General features: G+C 57.1%; 19 protein-coding genes. 8 read left to right on the top strand and 11 right to left on the bottom strand.

The window, feature by feature from the left end; translation table 11 throughout:
* Nucleotides 1-200 precede the first annotated feature (200 nt).
* Nucleotides 201-1,034, top strand: a complete 834-nt coding sequence (locus KO492_RS08995; protein WP_216044649.1) for an IclR family transcriptional regulator domain-containing protein — start codon at nucleotides 201-203, stop codon at nucleotides 1,032-1,034.
* Here KO492_RS08995 and KO492_RS08990 read toward each other — a convergent pair.
* From KO492_RS08990 to cysQ, 8 genes are all read right to left on the bottom strand, one after another.
* Nucleotides 1,018-2,442 carry a nodulation protein NodH gene (locus KO492_RS08990; protein WP_216044648.1) on the bottom strand — a complete coding sequence of 475 codons (1,425 nt, stop codon included), beginning with the start codon at nucleotides 2,440-2,442 and terminating at the stop codon, nucleotides 1,018-1,020. The genes KO492_RS08995 and KO492_RS08990 overlap by 17 nt on opposite strands.
* A 3-nt stretch (nucleotides 2,443-2,445) precedes the next feature.
* The gene (locus KO492_RS08985; protein ID WP_216044647.1) at nucleotides 2,446-4,143 is read right to left on the bottom strand and encodes a beta-1,6-N-acetylglucosaminyltransferase; all 1,698 of its coding nucleotides are present in this window, start codon (nucleotides 4,141-4,143) and stop codon (nucleotides 2,446-2,448) included.
* On the bottom strand, nucleotides 4,140-5,126 hold the full coding sequence (locus KO492_RS08980) for a glycosyltransferase family 2 protein (protein ID WP_216044680.1): 987 nt from the start codon (nucleotides 5,124-5,126) through the stop codon (nucleotides 4,140-4,142). Before KO492_RS08980 ends, KO492_RS08985 begins: the two co-directional genes overlap by 4 nt.
* Before the next feature lie 189 nt (nucleotides 5,127-5,315).
* On the bottom strand, nucleotides 5,316-6,335 hold the full coding sequence (locus tag KO492_RS08975) for a glycosyltransferase family 2 protein (protein ID WP_216044646.1): 1,020 nt from the start codon (nucleotides 6,333-6,335) through the stop codon (nucleotides 5,316-5,318).
* Between the two features lie 79 nt (nucleotides 6,336-6,414).
* A complete protein-coding gene (galE, locus tag KO492_RS08970; RefSeq protein WP_216044679.1) occupies nucleotides 6,415-7,401 on the bottom strand; it encodes a UDP-glucose 4-epimerase GalE in 987 nt (328 codons plus the stop codon).
* A gap of 9 nt (nucleotides 7,402-7,410) precedes the next feature.
* Nucleotides 7,411-8,310, bottom strand: coding sequence for a UTP--glucose-1-phosphate uridylyltransferase (locus tag KO492_RS08965; protein WP_216044645.1), 900 nt, complete (start codon nucleotides 8,308-8,310; stop codon nucleotides 7,411-7,413).
* A gap of 185 nt (nucleotides 8,311-8,495) precedes the next feature.
* Entirely contained in the window at nucleotides 8,496-9,296 is an 801-nt protein-coding gene (locus tag KO492_RS08960; protein WP_216044644.1) for a 3-deoxy-manno-octulosonate cytidylyltransferase, read from the bottom strand.
* A complete protein-coding gene (gene cysQ, locus KO492_RS08955; protein ID WP_066608447.1) occupies nucleotides 9,296-10,093 on the bottom strand; it encodes a 3'(2'),5'-bisphosphate nucleotidase CysQ in 798 nt (265 codons plus the stop codon). The genes KO492_RS08960 and cysQ overlap by 1 nt, the downstream gene beginning before the upstream one ends.
* A gap of 135 nt (nucleotides 10,094-10,228) precedes the next feature.
* Between cysQ and KO492_RS08950 the strand changes: the two genes are divergently transcribed.
* Entirely contained in the window at nucleotides 10,229-11,047 is an 819-nt protein-coding gene (locus KO492_RS08950) for an ABC transporter permease (RefSeq protein ID WP_216044643.1), read from the top strand.
* Nucleotides 11,048-11,094: 47 nt separating this feature from the next.
* On the opposite strand, the gene KO492_RS08945 is transcribed toward KO492_RS08950, so the two are convergent.
* Complete coding sequence (locus tag KO492_RS08945) at nucleotides 11,095-11,706, bottom strand: alpha-ketoglutarate-dependent dioxygenase AlkB family protein (RefSeq protein WP_252735463.1); 612 nt, start codon at nucleotides 11,704-11,706, stop codon at nucleotides 11,095-11,097.
* Nucleotides 11,707-11,917: 211 nt separating this feature from the next.
* On the opposite strand from KO492_RS08945, the gene dnaK reads away from it, so the two are divergent.
* The 3 genes from dnaK (at nucleotide 11,918) to radC (ending at nucleotide 15,922) form a co-directional block, all read left to right on the top strand.
* The gene (dnaK, locus tag KO492_RS08940; RefSeq protein ID WP_216044641.1) at nucleotides 11,918-13,840 is read left to right on the top strand and encodes a molecular chaperone DnaK; all 1,923 of its coding nucleotides are present in this window, start codon (nucleotides 11,918-11,920) and stop codon (nucleotides 13,838-13,840) included.
* Nucleotides 13,841-13,912: 72 nt separating this feature from the next.
* Nucleotides 13,913-15,073, top strand: coding sequence for a molecular chaperone DnaJ (gene dnaJ / locus KO492_RS08935; protein WP_216044640.1), 1,161 nt, complete (start codon nucleotides 13,913-13,915; stop codon nucleotides 15,071-15,073).
* An 81-nt stretch (nucleotides 15,074-15,154) separates the two neighbouring features.
* Nucleotides 15,155-15,922 carry a RadC family protein gene (gene radC, locus KO492_RS08930; RefSeq protein ID WP_216044639.1) on the top strand — a complete coding sequence of 256 codons (768 nt, stop codon included), beginning with the start codon at nucleotides 15,155-15,157 and terminating at the stop codon, nucleotides 15,920-15,922.
* Nucleotides 15,923-15,937: 15 nt separating this feature from the next.
* On the opposite strand, the gene KO492_RS08925 is transcribed toward radC, so the two are convergent.
* Both KO492_RS08925 and secA read right to left on the bottom strand, forming a co-directional pair.
* Entirely contained in the window at nucleotides 15,938-17,506 is a 1,569-nt protein-coding gene (locus KO492_RS08925) for a phosphate ABC transporter substrate-binding/OmpA family protein (protein ID WP_216044638.1), read from the bottom strand.
* A 126-nt stretch (nucleotides 17,507-17,632) separates the two neighbouring features.
* Complete coding sequence (secA, locus tag KO492_RS08920) at nucleotides 17,633-20,335, bottom strand: preprotein translocase subunit SecA (RefSeq protein ID WP_216044637.1); 2,703 nt, start codon at nucleotides 20,333-20,335, stop codon at nucleotides 17,633-17,635.
* A 180-nt stretch (nucleotides 20,336-20,515) separates the two neighbouring features.
* Between secA and KO492_RS08915 the strand changes: the two genes are divergently transcribed.
* From KO492_RS08915 to mutT, 3 genes are read left to right on the top strand one after another with little or no spacing between them, the layout of a single operon-like run.
* Nucleotides 20,516-21,358: a peptidylprolyl isomerase gene (locus tag KO492_RS08915; protein WP_216044636.1), complete on the top strand. Its 843-nt coding sequence runs from the start codon at nucleotides 20,516-20,518 to the stop codon at nucleotides 21,356-21,358.
* Nucleotides 21,359-21,384: 26 nt separating this feature from the next.
* On the top strand, nucleotides 21,385-22,632 hold the full coding sequence (gene argJ, locus KO492_RS08910; RefSeq protein WP_216044635.1) for a bifunctional glutamate N-acetyltransferase/amino-acid acetyltransferase ArgJ: 1,248 nt from the start codon (nucleotides 21,385-21,387) through the stop codon (nucleotides 22,630-22,632).
* Nucleotides 22,629-23,027: an 8-oxo-dGTP diphosphatase MutT gene (gene mutT, locus KO492_RS08905; protein WP_216044634.1), complete on the top strand. Its 399-nt coding sequence runs from the start codon at nucleotides 22,629-22,631 to the stop codon at nucleotides 23,025-23,027. Before argJ ends, mutT begins: the two co-directional genes overlap by 4 nt.
* Nucleotides 23,028-23,082: the final 55 nt, after the last annotated feature.

The following is a 23,082-nucleotide window of genomic DNA, read 5'->3' as shown; positions in this document are numbered from 1 at the left end:
GGTGTGTCCTCAGCGCGAAGGGTGGATCATTCCGATCAAATCAGGGGCAGACTCTACTTAGCATAAATTCAGACCAATATTTCAACAAAAATGAAATGATGTTTCATTTTTATTAAGGCGCGATTAAAGTCTCTCGACAACGCCCCCGCATAGCGCCCCTAGTTATTGAGACGCAATGCTGACTGCTTGGAGAGACACGGATGCCTTCCCCCAAAAAGCCGGATAAGAAACCCGAAAACGTTGCCTCGGTTCTCAAGGTGTTTTCCGTGCTCGAAACCCTGTCGGAAGAAGGCTCCGCCCCTCTTGCCCGCATTGCGCAAAAGGCGATGACCTCGAAGGCCACGACCCACCGCCTTTTGCAGACCATGCGCGATCTTGGATATGTCGAGCAGCAGGCCCAGAGCGAAGAGTATCGGCTGACGCTCAAACTGTTTTCCCTCTCTGCGCGGGCGCTGGAGGGGCAGGACCGTTTACTCAAAGCCACAGAGAGCGGCATGGCGCGACTGTCACAGGAGACCGGAGAAGCCATCAATCTGGGTGTGATCGACGAAACGGGGCAGGATGTCGTCTATATCCGGCAGATCGAGTCCAGCTATGCGCTCTCGCTGAAATGCACCATCGGATCGCGCAACCGGCTCTATTGCACCGCGTTGGGCAAGGCGCTTCTGGCGTGGCGCAACGCGGCTGAGGTGGACGCCTGTTTGGAAAAGATGAACTTTGCGCCGGTCGGCCCTCAAACCCTCGCGGACGCCTCTACATTCCGGAACGATCTGGCCCAGACCCGCGCGCAAGGTTTCGCGGAAGAGATCGAGGAATCAGAGGCCGGTGTGCGCTGCATGGCGGTGCCGGTGCGGGACCAGACCGGCCAATCGATCGCGGCGGTCTCTATCGCCTTCCCGCTCTTTCGCTATGACGCGACCCATCGCGAGGACTATATCGCGCTTTTGACCCAAGTCGGGCGCGAAGCCTCCGAATCGCTGGGGTATCGCGGCGAACCGGCGCAAACAGGCCCCGCCATTATCCCCAAGGTTTGAAGCCAAAGGTCATGTAGTCACGTTGATACGCGGCTTTCACGGCCTCTTCGACCTCTCCGTCATAGATATCGGCAAGGGCAAAGGGCGCATCTTCGGGCTCGGCCACGACGGCGGGCGGCGTCACGCCCAGCGCATCGGCCAGATACGCAAGATCATCGGCAAGACGGTCTTCGCGCACCACAACATCCGGCAGGGAAAACTCCGCGAATCCCTTGATCACTTCGGATTGCGAAGCCCACGTCCCATCCACCCGCACGGAGGTCTGACCGTTCAGATTGCCCTGCACGAATTTCGCAAATTTCAAAAACGCCTCGCGGTGCTGCTCCCGCGTATAGGTCTCATCCGGCGCAGCAACGGGCAGCGGCAGTTTATAGGTGCTGCGCAGCGTTTCCCGGATTTCCCCATAGGTTTTGCCGCTGATGTTCAGGATATAGTCGCAGAACACCCGATGCAGCCTTTGGACCGGATGCGAAATCACCGTAAAGCTGCGATGCCCTTTGTTCTGGCGCTTCCACTGGCGCAGCGTCTTTTGCGTGAATTCCCGTAGCAGTGCGTCGGGCGTGACCTGATCAAGCGTAGACATCCATTCGGCCACGCTCGCCTCCGGCCCGCCACGCACTGGCATGTATAGAACCGGCGTTTTGACAGATGCCACATAGGTCGGCACGGCGGGCTTGCGCCGCGGCTCGAAATTCGGCGTGTCCGACAGGTTGAAATGGTCGATACTGGACAGGTCCGACACCATCTCTGCATAGTTCAGCACCTTGTCCTCAAGCCGCGACGGGTTCTGGACTTTGGTCTTCTGCGTGGTCTTGTTGCGCTCTTGCGTAACCCCGAGGAACCGCGCCAGACCGTTGAGCACCTCAACGTCCTGAATATCGGCATAATTGATATAAAATGCGGTCTGTCCGGTCATCTGGAGCTGACGTTGCAGGAAAATCTGAAACGCTTTGATCTCGTCAAGCATCTCCTGAAACTCGCGCCTGTCAAACGTGACTTTCGCAGATTTGGCATCCTTGAGGTCCCCCAAACGCCACTGGCCCGTCACGCTGGCAATCTTGCGGGACACATAGCTTTCCAACGGGTTGCGCGTCAGAATGATCTTGGCGCATTTCGGGTCGTTGAGCACATGGGTCAGGATACGCGGGTCGTGATCATGAAAGAACCGGAAGCCGGACAGACCCTTGGTCTCCTGACGCATCTTGTCCAGAAGAACCGTGGGCCTTGCCTCGCGGGCTTGCATTGTGACGCCCAACATCTCCTTTTGCCCCGACTTGCCGATAAAGGCGGGGTTGAAGACCTCGCCCCAGCATTTCAGTCCGGGGTAGGAATTGACGTTTTCCTCCAGAAAATTGGACCCTGTTCGCATCTCGGCAAAAATCACAAAATATTCAAAAGACTGGGCCATAATCTATTTTACCAAGTAAGGGCGCTTTTGGGAACGGGCGCGCGTATCGGGTTCGTTGCCCATGGGAAAGTCTCCCATGAGGTGGGGTTTCATGCCTTGGTTTTTCAGGTTTTGCAGGAATTGTCCAAACCCTGTCAAATCCCGCATCCGCGGCGCTTCGGCCAACCGGCGCACATTGCGCGGCGCAATCTCGTCAATAATCATTTGCAGGGGTTCCATCGGGCTTTCGATGAAATCCGCCAAGGTCCATATCCGGACCCGCGCCTTCACCTCTCGCGACCGTAGAATGTCGAGATGCTCCGCCTCGATTTTTTGCAGCAGCGCCGCTTCCCGCCGGATTTCGGAAAAGCTCATGTTCGAGCGGAACAGGCTCACCGCCCAAGCGCCGGAGATCACAGAGACCTGCGCATTCGGATCCGTAGCAACGAGCCAGCTGATCTCCTGATTGTCTCGCGGCCCGAACATAAAGCACTGGCGTTCGCCTCGCGTGTTCCAGACCAATGAGGTCAGAAAGCCGCAGGGGTTGTAGTCCCTCAACGCCGCCTCGGACGACAGAGCACCGGAAAAGACCTTTTGCCTGCCCGCGAACTCGGCCCCTTCGGGCGCATAAAGGTGCCCGTGGACCCGCGCACCGACCGAGCGCGACAGCCAACCTTCGAAATCCTCGAACAGATCGGAAAAACCCTCGAAAATCGAATACGGCCCGCTGGTTTTCCCGTGCTCTTTCCCATGCCCCGGCATCCGGCTTTGCATATACAGGCCCTCACGCCCGTTGACCCGACGATCAACCGCCTTGGAAAAGATACGGTCGATTTTCCCCGGATTGGGCTCTGCCCCCTTCATCGGGTTGATCTCGGTGTCAAGGAACGTCGCGTAGAGCCGCTCCGCCTTCGGCCAGATTTTGCGCGCCACGAAACAGTCGGACCGCCGCAGAAGCTGGAGGTGGTCGTCGTAGAAAATATGCGGCTTTCCCTCATAGTCGAATTTCGACAAAGTCAGAGACCGGCTTTCGATATTGTTCGAATAGAGCCGCACGAGGGTCTGGTAATAGCTCTCATCCGGTATCCAGACCTTTTTGAAATAGGCATCATAGATCTTACGGTCCGGATCTTCGAGAATGGCCGACAGTGTTTGCCGCGTCAAACACCACCATTGCGAGCCAAGATGCGGCACCAGTTTGTCCGGAATTTTGCGTTTATAACCGACCTTGCGTTGCAACGTCACATAGCGATCAAACAGACGCCGCTGTTTTTTCCACGAAAACGGGAAACGCAGGGTGAAGCGCTCATGATCCAACCCGCCAACGGTCCAAGGCACGTCCTCGGTCGTGACGCTTTCTATGAAGTTCGTCAAAGGACGTTCCGCGAGATATTGTTTAAGGTCTTCGACGGGGCGCAACGGCAGGCAGGAGCCGGACGCAAGATAGACGTGGCGCACCTCGGGAAAGCGCGAGAGCATCAACTCCGACGCATCCTGTGATGCCCCCACCAGAGACCATGTCCCCCACTCGCAGGCGCGGCGCTTCGAGAACACTACATTTTCAAGATCGGACAGGCTGTTGACGAAGGGCTGATAGCGCTCTTTTTTCACCCGCTGATCCACGTGGATCACGACGGGGCAACCGTGAGACGCCCAATGCCGCGCAACCTGTTCGGCGCGATGCAGCGCGGTATGAACCAGCATGACAAACCCGACCGTCATGCCCAGTTCCCCTTGGACATCAGGCCGAGAATTTCGAGTTGCCGCCAGTTGATGTATTTCTCCGACCAGTTGCACCACAGATCGGGGTCATCTTCGAGCCGGTTGTGATAGGCGAGATATTCGCGCGATCCGGCATAGTGCTGTTTGCGCTCAAGTTCCTCGCGGGTCTTCTCGACAAAGGTGTTCAAAAACTTCGCATGCAGCAGCGCGCCAGAGGCCTTTTCCCCGCCTTCGGTCTCGTAAACCAGATTGAGCCCGCGCGGCAGCAACATATGGGTTGAATGCATATAGGCATAATTGCGGTGCCATTTTACGAGGGGAATCTTGTTCAGCGATGGCGCGCTATAAGGATCGTCCTTGAAGAACACCCGCGCACGCGGCCCGCCCTGAATCCAGAGATTGTAATATTCGGGATTGGTGGAAATCATGTAATTCCCGCTGTCGAACCACTCGGCAATCTCAAACGGGTTCTGCCCCTCGCGGTAAAGCTGCGCATCAATCGGCCCTTTCGGATACATGTCGATCAACATAGCCGAAAAGCTGCGGATGCCGGAATTGTCGAGCCAGTCGGTCAGCGCCGGAATCGGACGGGTATCAGAGAAGGGGAAGACGAAAAATTCGTCTACATCAACCGTGAGCGTCCAGTGGCCGTGACAGTATTTGCGGGAAATCCAGTTCATCCAATGCACACCGAACAGCGACTCGCGATAGCTCGCCTTGGTATGCCAGATGGAGACGTCCTCTTGCCCCAAAAGATATTCGCGCGACCCGTCATCGCTGTCGTTATCCACGAACAGAAAATGACGCACCCCCATATCCCTGTAATACTTCAGGAAATACGGCAGGCGGATACGCTCGTTCCGCAGGGTGCAGACCAGCAGGACATCATCGGGTCGGATACACGGGGTATTGTCCTGCAACAGACTCAGCTCCCGACGCGCCTGAAAGGCCCGCCAGAGCGCGCGTTTGCGCCGCAGCCGCATCTTATATTGCCAAAGCCTGCTCACCAGTCTGCCTTATGCCCCCGAAACTCGGTAATCATGATGCCGCAACGCGTCACCCTGTCCAAAGTCTTTGCTATGTAACCTACGGATATTCAAATGAATCGTAAACAATTCAGATCAAATAGCAAAATTGTTTAATCTGCTGCGAGAAAACAGAGGGATTTCACCCTATTTCTTCCCCCACGCGCCACGGTTCATAAGCCCGAGAGCTTCCAGTTGCTCCCAGCCCTCATAGGCCACCGACCCCTCATGCCAAAGCGTTGGACCGCTGATGACAGCATCATAATAGGCACCAAAAGCATCCGGCTGCGCAAAATGCTGCTTTCGGGTCTTTTCCTCAACAGATTTCTCCACCGCGACCGGTAGGAATTTCGTATGCAAAAGCACCCCGCACAGCCGCGTGTCTCCGGGACCGTTATAGGCATGGTTGAGAGCGCGAGGCAGTATTGAATGCGTCGAATTCAGATAGACATACCGCCAATGCCACTTCACCAGAGGGAGCTTGTTCAGCGTCGGCCCGCGCCGCGGATCGTCTGCAAAAAACACCCGCTCCCGTGCGCCACCCTGAACCCATAGGTTCTCCTTTGGCGTCTGGCGCACCGTGCGGTAAGGTCCTGGATCAAAAAACGGCACAACCTCCAGAGGGTCTTGTCCGGCGCGATAGTCAACCCCGTCAATCGGCCCTTCAGGATACAAATCCAGCATCAAAGCTCCGAACGCTTTCTGCCCCGTTTCATCGAGAAAAAGCGTCAAATCCCGCAGGGTTCGGGTCTCATGGAACGGAAAGACGAGCATCTCATCCGCATCAAGCGTGAGGCACCACTTCCCCCGCGCATATTTCAACTGAAGCCATGTCGTCCAGTCCAGCCCGAACCGTGCCTGTTTATAGCTTTCCCCTGTAGACCAGAGCGACACATCCGGCTGACCGGAGAGCAACTCCACAGTTCCGTCATCGCTGTCGTTATCCACAAACAGGAAATGTGTCACTCCAAGGCGGCGGTGATACTCCAGAAAATAGGGAAGGCGCAGCGCCTCATTGCGCAGACATCCCACACAGAGGATGGATGTCTCATCAATGTCAGAGGTCCGGTCCTGTATCACACGCAATTTATGACGCGCCCGAATGGCACGCCACAAAAGATACCGTCGCCTGACCCACAGTTTATAGCTCTGCCAGATACGTCTCAAATCCGCCCGTCCCCCGTATCAGGGCCAGATGAGAGCCATGCGCGACAAACCGAAAACACGGCCTTTCGCGCATGACGTTTCACTTCTCGTAATGTCCGGTCTGATGCCATTTCCAAGCATCCCCGATCATCTCCGTCAGGTTGGAGCGATCCGGCGACCAACCAAGCTCCTTGATCGCGCGCTCAGAGCCCGAAACCAGCTTGGTGCAATCACCGGGGCGACGGTCGCCCTCGACATAGGGCACTTCCATATTGGTCACCGCCCGAGAATGATCGATCACCTCACGCACGGAGAAACCCTTGCCCGTGCCAAGGTTGAACACGCGGCTGCCCTTGCCATCTTCGAGCCATTTCAGCCCCAGCACATGCGCATCAACCAGATCGCAGACATGCACATAGTCACGGATGCACGTGCCGTCCGGCGTGTCGTAATCCGTGCCGAAAATGGTCAAGGCATCGCGCTTGCCCGCAATGGCATCAAGCATGAGCGGGATCAGGTGGGTCTCCGGCTGGTGGAATTCCCCGACCTCGGCCTCAGGATCGCCGCCCGCGACATTGAAATAGCGGAAGATCACCGAATTGAGGCCAAATGCCTGTTCGAAGTTCTCCAGAATATCTTCAATCGCCCGTTTCGACGCACCGTAGGAATTGATCGGCATTTGCACCGATTCTTCGTCCAGAACCACGTTGTCCTGATCGCCATAGGTCGCGCAGGTCGAGGAAAAGACAAAGTTCATACATCCCGCCGCAACCGCAGCCTCGATCAGGGTCAGCGAACCGATGACATTGTTGCGCCAGTATTTCGCAGGGTCTTTCATGCTTTCGCCGACCTGCGAGAAGGCCGCGAAATGCATCACGGCGACAGGGTTATACTTGGCGAAGACCTCATCAAGACGGGCACGATCCAGAAGATCTCCCTTCTCGAAAGGCCCGAATTTCACCGCATCTTCCCAACCCGTAGACAGGTTGTCGAAGGTCACTGGCTCATAACCCGCCGCACGCAATGCCTTACAGGCGTGCGAGCCAATATAGCCCGCACCACCTGTCACAATCACAAATTTCGACATCATCAAACCTTACTGGGCAGCAGCACGCTCGGCCGAAAGCTCGTCAAGGAACGTCTGAAGCTCGTCGCGCAAATCATCGCGTGACAAACCAAAGGAAATCGTCGCCTGAAGGAAGCCCGCTTTCGAACCACAGTCGAAACGCTGGCCTTTAAACCGGTATCCGTAAACGCCGCGCTCCGTGCCGATTTCATCCGCAATCGCATCGGTGAGCTGGATTTCACCACCAGCACCGGTCTTCATCGTGTGCAGGTTCTTCATCACCGACGGGTCGAGAATATAGCGACCGATCACAGCGAGGTTGGACGGCTCTGTCCCCGGCGCAGGTTTTTCCACCATGCCTTTGGCGGACACGGTGTTGCCCATGTCCTTGTCCACATCGAGAACACCATAGGAGGACACTTTGTCCGCCGGAACTTCCATCGCGGCAACCATAGAGCCATTGCCGCCGAGTTCTTCGTAGGCTTCGACCATCTGTTGCAGGCAGGGTTTCTCCGCCGCGATCACGTCATCGGGCAGGATAACGGCAAAAGGTTCTTTCGGGTCGAGCAGACGACGCGCACACCAGACGGCATGACCGAGGCCAAGCGCCTTATGCTGGCGAATGTAAGCGATGGCACCGCTGTCCATATTCGTGCCTTTCAGCACCTCAAGCAGCTTGTCCTTGCCCTTTTTGCGCAGTTCCTGCTCAAGAACCGGCGAGTGATCGAAATAGTCCTCAAGCGCGCCCTTGCCGCGCGAAGTCACAAAGATGAATTCCTTGATGCCCGCCGCTCGTGCCTCGTCAATGGCATACTGGATCAGCGGACGGTCGACCAAGGTCATGATTTCTTTCGGAATGGATTTGGTTGCGGGAAGAAACCGCGTCCCAAGACCAGCCACAGGAAAAATCGCTTTGGTCACTTTTTTCATCTCTACTCCTTCGGCTCGCACTCATGAGCCATTTATTTGCATACGCTGATGCGGACCTTATGGAGAATATGCCCTAAGGTCAGCTTCTGCCCTGTCTAATCACACAGGAAAGGCACAGTTTTACAACTCTGCCGCGCCCTTCCTGACATTCGCACAAAAAACAATCAAAGTTGAAGAATATTTCTTCAATTTACGCGCATTTCCGCCAACATGGATTCGATACGCGGCACATCTTCGGGGTTGTTCAATTCCCAGAACTGACGCCCGCGTGCTTCGACCTCGACGCAGAGAACGGGGCGCTCTTGTTCCAGAAAGCGCAACTGCTCCAAGCCCTCCAGACCTTCGAGCGGTCCCATCTCCCATTTCGGATAGGCACCAAGGGCAGAGGGGCGGTAGGCATAGACACCGACATGGTGGAACACCGGCGTCTGCGCGTCATCCGCATATGTGTCCGACGTGTAGGGAATAACCTCTTTGGAGAAATAAAGCGCCTTGTGATCCGAGCCGAACACTGCCGTTGTCCCGCCGACACGTCCGGCCTTGCGGTCTTCAAGAAAACCGTTCAGCGCACGCCCGTCACAACGCAGAACCGGTGTTGCCACCTCGGCCGTCGGATGCGCGCGCAGTCCCGCAACGAGGTCTTCGACAAACCACGCAGGCGTCAGCGGCGCGTCGCCTTGCAGGTTGACGATAATATCATATCCGCCACCAAGGTTCTCGAATGCCTCGGCGCAGCGTTCGGTCCCGTTGGCACAGGATTCCGAAGTCATAACCACCTCGGCTCCGAAAGCCTCCGCGGCCAAGCGGATACGGTCATCATCGGTCGCAACCACCACACGATCCACACCTTCAACGGCGACAGCCGCTTCCCAGCTGCGCCGAATCAGGGATTTTTTCTCACCGGATGCACCGGTCAATTCGACAAGCGGCTTGCCCGGATAGCGGGTCGACGCAAACCGTGCAGGGATAACAATCAGAACAGACATCAGGCTTCTTTCAACTCCACACCCGGCGCATAGGCGATAAAGAACGGATTGGCGTAATCCTCTTTGCCATAGGTCAGCGGCGTATGGTCGTCAAACCGCACAACATCACCACCGGCGCCCAGCAAGACAGCATGACCCGCCGCCGTATCCCACTCCATCGTGCGCCCCACGCGCGGATAAAGATCGGCCTCGCCGGTCGCAACCAGACAGAACTTGAGCGACGATCCTGCCGACTTGCTGTCTTTCGCTTTATATTTCGCCAGATAATCCTCGGTCGCCTGATCGCGGTGGGATTTCGACGCCACAATCATCAGCGCCTCATTGTCCGGCGTGGACACGGAGATTTTCTTCATCTCGCCCGGCTTTTCCAGATCGAAAGGCCCGAATTCCTCGTAAGACTGGCCCTCGGCATCGGTGATGAACAGACGATCCTTCGCCGGCGCATAGACCACTCCGCGCAGAGGCACCCCCTTTTCGACATAGGCGATATTCACAGTGAAATCGCCGCGACGCTTCACGAATTCCTTGGTGCCATCCAGCGGATCCACAATCAGGAACGTGTCGGACTTCAGGTCATGCGACTCCGCCTGCTCTTCGGTAATCAGGACGACATCCGGAAAGGCTGCGCGCAGACCGGCAGAAATCAACGCATCCGCCGCCTCATCCGCTTCGGTCACCGGACTTTCATCGGATTTGGTTTTCACCTCGAAATCCTCTGAATTATAAATTTCCAGAATTTTCTCCCCGGCTTCGATTGCGAGACGTCGCATCACCGGAACGAGTTGGTCAAAATCCATTACAAAAGCTCCTAAATCGCCATACCGTTGCGTTTCCATTGAAAGAAAACCTCACTAACCTTATGCTATGGCGAACGGGGAACAACAAGAAAACCCTCGACACCGGGCAATATTCTCAGGACAGGACCACTTGGCATGTTCCACTACACCAGAAGTCAAAGCGGCTTTTCCGCTGCCCTCACGGTTCTGAGACTGATTTTCGTCAACACGGTGCGCCATGTGCGCAAGTCTCACGGGAACCCGCTCATCGGCCTTTTCATCAGCATAACTCAGACGCTGATTCTCGTGGCGGTTTTCGTTTTCATGTATTCCATTCTGGGCGTGCGAGGTGCGGCCATTCGCGGCGATTTTATCCTTTATATCATGTCCGGCATTTTCCTGTTCATAACACATAACAAAGCCGTCGGTGCCGTTGCCGGCTCGGAGGGGGCCGCCTCCCCCATGATGCAACATGCGCCGATGAACACCGCTATCGCCATCACCTCTGCCGCCTTGAGCGCACTCTATATCCAAGTCCTCTCCGTCACCGTGATTCTGGTCGGCTACTCTCTGGGCTGGGGGACGGTGCATTTCCAGAATATGGCCGGAGCTTTCGCGATGCTGCTTTTGGCCTGGGCCTCCGGCGCTGCGATTGGCATGTTATTTCTGGCTGCAAAACCGTGGGCTCCGGGGTTGGTCGGCATCCTGCAACAGCTCTACACTCGCGCCAACATGTTCACCTCCGGCAAAATGTTCGTCGCAAACCAGACGCCCGCCTATATGCTGGCCATGTTTTCATGGAACCCTTTGTTTCACACGATTGATCAGGCGCGCGGCTTTACCTTTGTCAATTACAACCCGCACAACAGTTCGATAATGTATCCCGTCGTCTTCACGCTGGTATGCCTGACCATCGGCCTTCTGGCAGAGTTTTTCACGCGTCGGCGTGTGTCGCTCAGCTGGGGTGCCCGCTAAAACCTTTCGCTCGTTTTTTCGCGATACGCTTTCGTCGCAGATTCGCCTTATGTCACCACCCGCAAGGTGAGGTTGATCCGGCCCCCTTTCGGCAACAGGGTGCTGCTTTGCGGCTTCACCCGATCAATACCGTGATACAAAAGCCGCGACGTGCCGCCCATCACCACAACATCGCCTGAAGCCAGCCAAAGACTCTCCGTTTTGCCGCCCCGCGTTTCATTGCCGACCCGAAACAAGGCCTCGTCGCCCAAAGAGATCGACACCACCGGTTGCGTGAAATCCTGTTCGTCTCGGTCCTGATGCAATCCCATCTTCGCCCCTGCGTCATAGAAATTGATCAAACAGGTCTCAGGCGCCCGCGTAGCCCCCGACACCTTGGACCAGACCTTCAACGCCATCTCGGGAATGGCTGGCCAGCCCTGCCCTGACGGGTGCGCCTTGCTGTAGCGATAGCCTTTCGCATCCGTAATCCAGCCAAATTGGCCCGCAGACGTCATACGCACGGACATCGTTTTTCCCGACGGCGTCACCGGATGGAACAAAGGCACCTCGCGCACCACGGCGCGCAAATCATCGACCAGTCGCCCCTGTTCTTCCGGTGCCAGAAGTCCCTTGAACACCTGCATCCCCCGCAAATTCAGCGGCGAAACTTCCTGCATTTTTACCATCCCTGACGCTTTCTTGCGGAAATGACTCCATTTTTCCACGATTAGACCCCCTCGCACAACTTGCAGGGGCCAGAACCCGTCCTTATATACGCCGAGAAGCCTTGATCGGGTTGTTCTTCAGTTCGGTCAATTACATTGGGATCGACGGCGGACGCCGCAATGGGTCCATCGTCACAACATCGCCTAAGAGAGGATTTTGAGCATGGCCAAAGTCATCGGTATCGACCTCGGGACCACCAACTCCTGTGTTGCCATCATGGATGGTTCGCAGCCGCGTGTGATCGAGAACTCCGAAGGGGCGCGTACCACGCCCTCTATCGTCGGTTTCACCGACAACGAACGCCTCGTGGGTCAGGCAGCCAAACGTCAGGCTGTGACCAACCCCGAGAACACGGTTTTCGCCGTGAAACGTCTGATCGGTCGTCGCATGGGCGACGCAGCCGTTGAAAAAGACAAGAAACTCGTGCCCTACGCCATCGTCGATGGTGGCAATGGTGATGCGTGGGTTGAGGTGCGTGGCGACAAATATTCGCCCTCGCAAATCTCCGCCTTCATTCTGGGCAAGATGAAAGAAACCGCCGAATCCTACCTCGGCGAAGAAGTGACCCAAGCGGTGATCACCGTTCCGGCCTACTTCAACGACGCCCAGCGTCAGGCCACCAAAGACGCCGGCAAGATCGCCGGTCTCGAAGTGCTGCGGATCATCAACGAGCCGACAGCTGCGGCTCTGGCCTACGGGCTCGACAAGGAAGACACCAAAACCATCGCGGTTTATGACCTCGGCGGTGGGACTTTCGACGTGACCATCCTCGAACTGGGTGACGGCGTGTTTGAAGTGCAGGCCACCAATGGTGACACCTTCCTGGGTGGTGAAGACTTCGACATGCGCATCGTGCATTACCTTGCCGACGAGTTCAAAAAAGAACACGGCGTCGATCTCACCCAAGACAAAATGGCATTGCAGCGCCTTAAAGAGGCCGCTGAAAAAGCGAAAATCGAGCTGTCGTCCTCGACGCAGACCGAAATCAACCAGCCGTTCATCTCGATGGACCCGTCCTCCGGCACGCCTTTGCACCTCGTGGTCAAACTGACCCGTGCAAAACTCGAAAGCCTTGTGTCGGATCTCATCAAACGCTCCATGGACCCGTGTAAAGCGGCTCTGAAAGATGCAGGTCTCTCCACCTCCGACATCGACGAAGTCGTGCTCGTCGGCGGTATGACCCGTATGCCGAAAGTCATTGCTGAAGTGACCAAATTCTTCGGCAAGGAACCGCATAAGGGTGTGAACCCCGATGAGGTTGTCGCTATGGGTGCCGCCATTCAGGCCGGCGTTCTGCAAGGTGACGTCAAAGACGTTCTGCTTCTCGACGTGACCCCGCTGTCGCTGGGGATCGAAACTCTGGGCGGTGTGTTCACCCGTCTGATCGACCGCAACACCACGATCCCGACCAAGAAGTCGCAGATTTTCTCCACCGCAGAGGACAACCAGTCCGCTGTGACGCTCCGCGTCTTCCAAGGGGAACGCGAAATGGCCGCCGACAACAAGATGCTCGGCCAGTTCAACCTCGAAGGTATCCCGCCCGCACCGCGCGGCATGCCGCAAATCGAAGTGACCTTTGACATCAACGCCGACGGTATCGTTGAAGTGGGCGCCAAAGACAAAGGCACCGGCAAAGAGCAGAAAATCACGATCCAGGCCTCCGGCGGTCTCTCCGACGACGACATCGAAAAGATGGTCAAGGACGCCGAGGAAAACGCCGAAGCCGACAAGAAACGCAAAGAGCTTGTCGAAGCGAAAAACCAGGCCGAAAGCCTCATCCACTCGACCGAGAAATCGATGGAAGAGCATGGCGACAAAGTCGATCCGACCACGATCGAAGCCATCGAACTGGCCATCGCGGCGCTCAAGGATCAACTGGAAACCGAAGATCCGGACAAAATCCGCTCGGGCATCCAGAACGTGACCGACGCGGCCATGAAACTCGGCGAGGCCATCTACAAGGCCGAGCAGGAGAAATCCGGCAACGCCGATCCGGACGTAGATGCTGCCGACGGCCCATCTTCGGTTGATGACGATATTGTCGATGCCGACTTTGAAGACCTCGACAACGACAAACGTTCGTAAATGTAATCGCGGACACGATCGACCGGTCCGGATTTCCGGGCCGGTCGTCGCGTTCCAGAAGGAGTAAAATCCATGGCAAAACGCGATTATTACGAGGTGCTTGGCGTCAGCAAAGGTGCCGACGCGGCGGAGCTCAAGAAAGCCTATCGCAAGAAAGCGATGGAATTTCACCCTGACCGCAACAAGGACAACCCCGATGCGGAAGCCCAGTTCAAAGAAGTGAACGAGGCCTACGACACGCTCAAAGACCCCGACAAGAAAGCCGCCTATGACCGCTTTGGTCATGCCGCTTTCGAACAGGGTGGCATGGGTGGTCGTCCGGGGGGCGGTTATGGTGGCGCGGGCCACGGTGACTTCGGCTCGGCCTTCTCGGATGTGTTCGACGACCTTTTCGGCGACTTCATGGGCGGCCAGCGTGGCGGCGGCGGACGGTCTCGTGCCCAACGCGGCTCGGACCTGCGCTACGACATGCGTGTCACCCTTGAGGAAGCCTACACAGGCGCGCAGAAGACCATCAATGTGCCAACATCCGTGTCCTGCACAAGCTGTAGCGGCACAGGTGCGGCCAACGGTGCCGAACCGCAAACCTGTCCCTCTTGCTCCGGCATGGGCAAGGTTCGCGCGCAACAGGGCTTCTTCACGGTCGAACGGACCTGTCCGGCCTGTGGCGGGCTCGGACAGATCATCAAAGACCCCTGTCCGGATTGTCACGGTGCGGGCCGTGTTGAGAAAGAGCGCTCGCTCTCGGTCAACATCCCCGCAGGCGTCGAAACAGGCACGCGCATCCGTCTCGCTGGCGAAGGCGAAGCCGGTCTGCGCGGTGGTCCGACGGGAGATTTGTATATCTTCATCGAAGTCCGACCGCATGCCATTTTCGAACGCGACGGGGTGCATCTGCACTGCTCCGTTCCGGTCTCGATGGTGACGGCAGCACTCGGTGGCGACATCGAAGTTCCGACCATTGACGGTGGCCGCTCACGGGTGAAAATCCCCGCCGGTAGCCAGTCTGGTCGCCAGATGCGCCTGCGCTCCAAGGGTATGCCTGCCCTGCGCGGCGGTGGACATGGCGACATGTTCATCGAGCTGGCGGTGGAAACACCGGTGAACCTGACCGCAAAGCAAAAAGAGCTTTTGCGCGAGTTCGACAATCTCGGCGAAGACAAAAACAATCCGGAAAGTTCGTCTTTCTTCAAGAAAGTCAAAAGCTTCTGGGATGGAATGACACATTCCTGATACAGAGACGAGAGGGCGCTCCGGCGCCCTTTCTTATGCTTGTTAACCGCTTTTTTAGCGAATCGGTCAATGGATTGATCCATGACCACGATCACACACCCTTCCGCATTTCGGGAAATGCCCGACTGGCTCTTCGATCTTGAAGAGGCCCGCCCCGTCGCGCTTCCCTCACGTCCGCCCAGCTACCTGCGTAACCATCGCAAACAACTTCAGGACCGTTTCTTTGACGGTGGCGCACAGGCGATGCCGGATTATGAGTTGCTTGAACTCATCCTTTATCGCGCCCTGCCCCGTGCCGATGTCAAACCCATTGCTGCGGCGCTGATCGACGCATTCGGGGACTACAACCGCGTTATTTCCGCCCCGCTGGCACGGCTTTTAGAGGTGGAGGGAATGACCACTGCCGCCGCGCAAGACCTCAAAATTGTCGAGGCCGCCGCGCATCGCCTCGCCCGCGCCCGCGTGATGCAGCGGCCCGTCATTTCCAGTTGGGACGCGGTTCTGGACTACTGTCACACGACCATGTCGCATCTCGAAACCGAACAGTTTCGCGTCCTCTACCTAGACCGGAAAAACATTCTCATCGCCGATGAGGAGCAGGCCCGCGGCACCGTCGATCATGTGCCGGTCTATCCCCGCGAGGTCGTTAAACGCGCGCTGGAACTCAACGCCTCTGCCCTGATCCTTGTGCACAATCACCCCTCCGGCGACCCGACACCATCGGACGCGGATATCATGATGACCAACCAGATCAGGGATGCTGCGGAGGCTTTAGACATCCAGCTTCACGATCATCTCATCATCGGGAAATCGACCGAGTTGAGTTTTCGCGGCTCCAGCTACCTCTAAAGCCGTTCGCACATCTCAACGACGCGGTTTGAGCCAGACCTCGACACGACGATTGAGAGAGCGGCCCCATGCAATATCATCACAGGCCAGAGGCATCGCCTCCCCGAAGCCCTCTGCGCGCAAACTCACGCGATCCGCTTCAAAGGCTTCCCCCATCGCCTGTTGAACCGCCTTCATCACGGTCTGCGCCCGCCGTTTGGAGAGGGTCTTATTGATCGCGGCCTCGCCTTGCCCATCCGAGAATCCGGCGAATGTCAGGATCTGACCATCATAAACGCCAGCTTCCAGAAGCTCGGCCAGAAGATGCACATTCGAACGCGACTGCGCATCCAGCTTTGTCGAGCCGTCCTCGAACCGAAAGCCCAGCGTCAGCCGCTTGGCCCCTTGCAACGCCGAGGTCACGCCTTGCAAATCCTCAAGTGAGATCTCGCCGCCCGCATGGGCAATCGCATTGGCAAACCGGCGTCCCTGATCGCGGAATGACAATTCATCCACGCCCTGATCGACAAAGTCCGTCCGCGCAACCACGATCTGCGCCGCAGGGGAGACTGCATAGGCAAGAAATTCCCGCGCGAGCTTCGGCAACCGCCGCGCTGGTGTGTAGAGAAAAACCGGTCGGGTTAACGGGTAGTCCTCGCTCTTTACATCCGCGCCCATAGCCCGCGCCTCAAACCCGCAGGCCCCGCTCAAACCCACTGGTTTGACCGCACCACCCTCGGACATCCGCCCGAGACCAATCGCATAGGGGTCCTGCTCAATCGCCGCGACAAGAGCCTCATAGCGGTCGTGAAGCGTCACCCGCTCCTCATCGACCTGTGCCCGACCAAGGATCATACGGCGAAACTCGCTACCTTCTTCGAGATCATCGCGCATCAGATGGGCTGCCACCGGCGCGTCCGCTCCGCCGACCGCTTCCCAGTTTTCCACATGCCCCGTATAGATCTCCGCCAATTCCGAAAGCGAAAGCGACTCCACCAGATTCGAGCGCGAGACAACCGGCACCAAGCCGTCGAGTGCGACGACACGTGCCCGACGCGGGTCCGACAAATCTCCGACGCCAGCCTGACGCGCCAAATCAAGCTCTTTCGGCGCCACCTTGCGCATGGACAGAACGAGGTCGGTGTTCTCCGAAACCAGATCGGCAAAGCCTTCTGACGCGGAGGTATCGGACAAAAGAAACTCGCCAACGGTGAGATCATTCTCTGCATCCGTGAGCACCATAGATCGCTGGCTTTCGCTCAACGCGCTGGTCGCGACGGTATAACCGTTTCTGAGCGCAAAGGCGGAGATCAACGCGGGCATGAGCGTGCGCGTCCCCTTGGCGTCACCTGAGAGGCGGATTTGGGCGTAATACCCGTCCAGATTGGGGCACCCCGGCCCTTCACAACGCACGCCGGAGCTATCCACCGTCAGAACCCCGAGATCGGTCTCCACACGGTAAAACTCGCCATCGAAACTCAGGAAGTTTCCGCTTATTGCAATAGACCCGTCCCGCGACAACAGATTGACATCTTGGGCCGTCGCAACAAACGGAGCAAACAACAGCAGAAGGGTTACGGCGAAAGCCGCCACAGATTTCAGCATGGCGCAGCGCCCTTGTGGAATGTGAAACGTTGCAGGAGTGTCGGCTTTGGCGCGCGGATTTTCAACCGCACAGAGCAAAGAAAACGACCCGCGCCGAATATCGGGCACGGGTCGAAAATATCTGACTTACACGGCGCCGTGGCAATGTTTGAATTTTTTGCCCGACCCGCAAGGGCAAAGGTCGTTGCGCCCCGGATTGCCCCAAGTTGACGGGTCGTTTTCATCAAAGCCCGGAACCGCGTTGGGATGCCCGTCTTCGGGTTCGCCGACAGGATGCGCCTGCGCTCCCGCTGTTGCCGCCGCCTGCTGCTCCACAAGCTGTTGCAGCATGGCCTGACGCTCTTCCTCGGTCATCGGACGCACGCGTGACAGTTTCTGCGTCACTTCGCTGCGCAGGCTGTCGAGCATGGTTTCGAAAAGCTGGAAGCTCTCGTTCTTATACTCGTTGAGCGGATCACGTTGCGCATAGCCACGGAACCCCACCACAGAGCGCAGATGTTCAAGCGTCAAAAGGTGCTCGCGCCATTTGGCGTCAATCGTGTTGAGCAGGAACTGCTTCTCGATCTGACGCATCTGCTCGGAACCAAACGCCTCTTCCTTTTCCGCCATCATGCGATCGGAGGCTTCAGAAACCCGTTCAATGATCACCTCGTCATCCACGCCCTCTTCGTCGGCCCAATCCTTGATCGGCAGATCCATGTTCAGCGCTTCGACAAGAGAGGTGTGAAGCCGTTCGACATCCCACTGATCCGGATAGGATTTCGGCGGGATCGCCTCGCCCACAAGATCCTCGATCACCTCGTGGCGCATGTCCTCGACGATCTCGTTGACGTTCTCGGATTCCATGATGTCACGACGCTGGGAGAAGACCACTTTACGCTGGTCGTTCATCACATCGTCAAATTTCAAAAGCTGTTTGCGGATGTCGAAATTGCGCCCCTCGACCTTCGCCTGTGCTTTCTCAAGCGACTTGTTGACCCAAGGGTGAACGATTGCCTCGCCCTCTTTCATGCCAAGCGACGACAACATTTTGTCCAGCCGCTCGGAGCCGAAAATCCGCATGAGATCGTCGTCAAGCGACAAAAAGAACAACGAGCGGCCCGGATCACCCTGACGACCGGAACGACCGCGCAGCTGGTTGTCGATACGACGGCTTTCGTGGCGTTCAGTGGCAAGCACATAGAGACCGCCAGCCTCAAGCACACGTTTTTCTTCTTCCGCATGTTCGGCCTCGATCCGCGCACGAATCTCGTCCGGATTGGCCTCCGGATTGGCCGCGATAGCTTCCATGACTTTCATCTCGACATTGCCGCCGAGTTTGATGTCCGTGCCGCGACCGGCCATGTTCGTCGCGATGGTCACCGCACCGAATTTACCGGCGTCGGCAACAATCTCGGCCTCCCGCTCGTGCTGTTTGGCGTTCAGCACATTGTGGGGGATGCCCTCTTTCGTCAGGAAGTTCGACAGTTCCTCGGATTTGTCGATAGAGGTCGTGCCCACAAGAACAGGCTGACCTTTGGCATTGGCTTCGCGGATGGATTCCACCACAGCGGCCAGCTTTTCAGCCTCGCTGCGATAGACACGGTCATGCTCGTCAATCCGCTGGATCGGACGGTTGGTCGGCACTTCGACCACGCCGAGTTTGTAAATCTCCATGAATTCCTCGGCCTCGGTGGCCGCGGTGCCGGTCATGCCGGAGAGTTTGTCATAGAGACGGAAATAGTTCTGGAAGGTCACAGAGGCCAAGGTGATGTTCTCGGGCTTGATCTCGACGCCTTCTTTGGCCTCGATCGCCTGATGCAGCCCGTCGGACAGGCGGCGACCGGACATCATACGACCGGTAAACTCGTCGATCAGCGCCACTTCACCGTTGCGCACGATGTAATGCACGCCGTTCTGGAACAGCTTGTGCGCGCGCAGACCCTGATTGACGTGGTGCACGATAGTGGTGCTTTCCGGATCGTAGAGCGTCTGGCCCTCCGGCAGGAAACCGGCTTCATGCAGAATCTGTTCGAGGAACTCGTTGCCCTCTTCGGTAAAAGTCACCTGACGCGTTTTTTCGTCGAGCTCATAATGCTCTTCAGTGAGGCGCGGAATCAGCTTGTCGATGGTCTGATAAAGCTCGGAGCGGTCATCGGAAGGACCAGAAATAATCAGCGGTGTGCGGGCCTCGTCGATGAGAATCGAATCGACCTCATCCACAATCGCGTAATTGTGTCCGCGCTGAACCATGTCTTTCAGCTCGGATTTCATATTGTCGCGCAGGTAATCGAAGCCCAGCTCGTTATTCGTCGCATAGGTCACGTCACAGGCATAAGCCGCGCGTTTTTCGTCTTCGGGCTGCTGGCTGTAAATCGACGAACAGGTCATGCCGAGCGCCTCGAAGACTTTCGCCATCCATTCCGCATCCCGTTTGGCCAGATATTCGTTCACGGTCACAACGTGAACACCCTTGCCCGACAGCGCATTGAGATAGGAGGGGAAGGTTGCGACGAGGGTCTTGCCCTCACCTGTCTTCATCTCGGCAATATTGCCCTGATGCAGGAAAATACCGCCCATAAGCTGGGTATCAAATGCCCGAAGCCCAAGCGCACGGCGGGCCGCTTCGCGACAGTTGGCAAAGGCCTCCGGCAAAAGCGCGTCGAGGCTTTCGCCATCTTCGACACGTTTTCTGAACTCTTCGGTCTTGGCGATCAGGCCGGCATCGTCGAGCTTTTGAAACTCCGGCTCCAGCGCATTGATCTTTGCCACAAGAGGTCGGGTCGACTTGATCTTGCGATCGTTAGGTGTCCCGAAAACCTTTTTCGCGAGTTTACCGATGCCCAGCATATTTTCTCCGCTCGATGCGTCCTGACAGGATCGTGTGAGAGGAGGGATTGCCCCGCTGCCTCTCTCCCCATAGAAACGGGCATGAAGGCTCCTCTTCAGTGACCTAAGGCGATGTAAGGGGCCATACCATAAGTGTCAACGTCGCGCCTCGGAATGGTGCAGACAGGAAGGATTTTCTCCATGAAATACCGTTTTTCCGCAACTGCTATGCTGGTTTCCCTCGCATTTGCGACCACATCCCCCGTATTCGCAGAGGATATGTCCTCTGAAACCGTTGTCGCGACGGTGAACGGCACGGAAATCACCCTCGGCCACCTGATCGCAGCGCGCCAATCCCTGCCCGCGCAGTATCAAAGCCTGCCCGACGAGCAGCTTTATGACGGGATTGTGAACCAGATTGTGCAGCAGGAACTGCTGAAACAGGCCGCCGGTGATGTCACCAAGGCGCTGGAACTCCAGCTCGACAACGAAGAACGCGTGCTCATCGCGGGTCATCAACTCGAAACCATCGCGACAGACGCTGTGACGGACGACAGCCTGCAAGCCGCTTATGACGCCAAATATGCGGAATTCGAGCCGGGTCGCGAATATCATGCCGCGCATATTCTCGTCGAAACCGAAGAGGAAGCGAACGAGATCATCAAGGAACTCGACGAAGGTGCCGACTTCGCAGAGCTTGCACGCGAAAAATCGACCGGCCCGTCCGGCCCCAATGGTGGTGACCTCGGCTGGTTCGGCACCGGCATGATGGTCGCGCCTTTTGAAGAAGCTGTTGTCGGGATGGAAGAAGGCACTGTCTCTGCCCCCGTGCAAACGCAATTCGGCTGGCATGTAATCAAGCTGATGGAAACCCGTTTGTCTTCTGCGCCTGAACTTGAAGAAGTCCGTGATGAACTGACCGCCGAAATTCAGGATGCCGCAATTACCGAAGCTCTTGAAGCACTCAAGACCGATGGTAACGTCGAATTGGTCGAAGATATTGATCCCGCCGCTCTGCGGATGGACGATCTTCTCGCCGATTAATCACTGCCAATGTAAGGACGCCAACGATGGCTAAAATCGAACATGTTTCTCCGCTCGCTCCGAAAGAGGGCTTTCCCGATCTACCTGTGATCGACGGCGTGCGCTTTGCCGCGCTGGAAGCAGGGGTGCGCTATTCGGGGCGCACGGATGTCATGTTGGCCGAGCTTTGCGAAGGTTCTGCCATCGCGGGCGTCTTTACCCGCTCCTCCACACGGTCTGCGGCTGTTCTGGATTGTCAGGAGAAGATCACACAAGACCTGCCCGGCAAGGCCGCGATCCTCGTGAACTCGGGGAACTCCAACGCCTTTACCGGCAAGAGCGGCTTTGACTCGGTCGCAAAGATCACTCAAGCGGTGGCGGACGAGCTGGAGATTGATGTGAATCGCGTCTTCACCGCCTCCACCGGTGTGATTGGCGAGCCCATCAAATGGGAGCGCATCACTGCTAAAGTTCCTGATCTGAAAGCCGCACTCGCGCCCGATTCCATAGAGATGGCAGCGCATGCGATCATGACCACGGACACCTTCCCCAAAGGCTCCACCAGAACGATTGACCTTGACGGAACCACGATCAAAATCGCCGGTTTCGCCAAAGGCTCCGGCATGATTGCCCCTGATATGGCGACCATGCTGTGCTATATTTTCACGGATGCCGCGATTTCCCGCGATGTGCTGCAACACTGCCTCTGGCTCGACAACGCAAAGACCTTCAACTGCGTGACCGTTGACGGCGACACCTCCACCTCCGACACGGTGTTAGTGGCGGCGACGGGCAAGGCCGATATGGCCCCGATCACCGATTTCGCCGATCCGCGTGTGCGGTCCTTCCGTGAGGCGCTGCACGCCGTCATGAAAGACCTCGCGATCCAGATCGCGCGCGACGGCGAAGGCGCATCCAAACTGATCGAAGTGCAGGTGACAGGTGCCAATGCAGACGGCCCTGCGCATCGTGTGGCAATGGCCATCGCCAATTCGCCGCTGGTGAAAACTGCCGTTGCCGGCGAAGACCCCAACTGGGGCCGTGTTGTTATGGCGGTGGGCAAATCCGGGGAACGCGCCGAACGCGACCGGCTGACGATCTGGTTCGGGGATATTCTGGTCGCCGAAAATGGATGGGTCGCCCCGTCCTATACGGAGGAGGCCGGTGCCGCTTATATGAAGAATGACGAGATCGTCATTCGCGTAGACTTGGGGCTCGATAACGGGACTGCGACCGTCTGGTCCTGTGATCTCACCCACGGCTATATCGCCATCAACGCGGACTATCGCTCGTGAAGCTCGTTCTCGTCTCTGCTGTTGCTCTGATTGATGTGGAAGGGCGTGTGCTTCTCGCTCAGCGTCCTGAAGGAAAATCTATGGCTGGCCTCTGGGAATTTCCCGGAGGCAAGCTGGAAGCTGGCGAAACGCCCGAGGCCGCTTTGGTCCGCGAGCTGCATGAAGAGCTGGGGATCGAGACATGGGATTCCTGTCTTGCACCGCTGACCTTTGCTTCGCACAGCTATGATGACTTTCACCTCATGATGCCCCTGTTTGCCTGTCGCAAATGGAATGGCGTCCCCGTCCCTCGCGAGGGGCAAGTGCTGAAATGGGTGAAGGCGGGCGATCTGCGGGATTATCCCATGCCGCCGGCAGACATTCCCTTGATCCCGATTCTGCGCGATCTTCTTTAAGGCAGCGCAGAAAATTCACATAAAAAAGGCGGGCTCTTTGGCCCGCCTTTTCTGT

Origin of the sequence: Celeribacter halophilus (assembly GCF_018860305.1) — a bacterium.
In the GTDB taxonomy this organism is placed as follows: domain Bacteria; phylum Pseudomonadota; class Alphaproteobacteria; order Rhodobacterales; family Rhodobacteraceae; genus Celeribacter; species Celeribacter halophilus_A.
The sequence above is the reverse complement of the archived record's forward strand: the minus strand, read 5'-3'. Positions and strand labels throughout refer to the sequence as shown.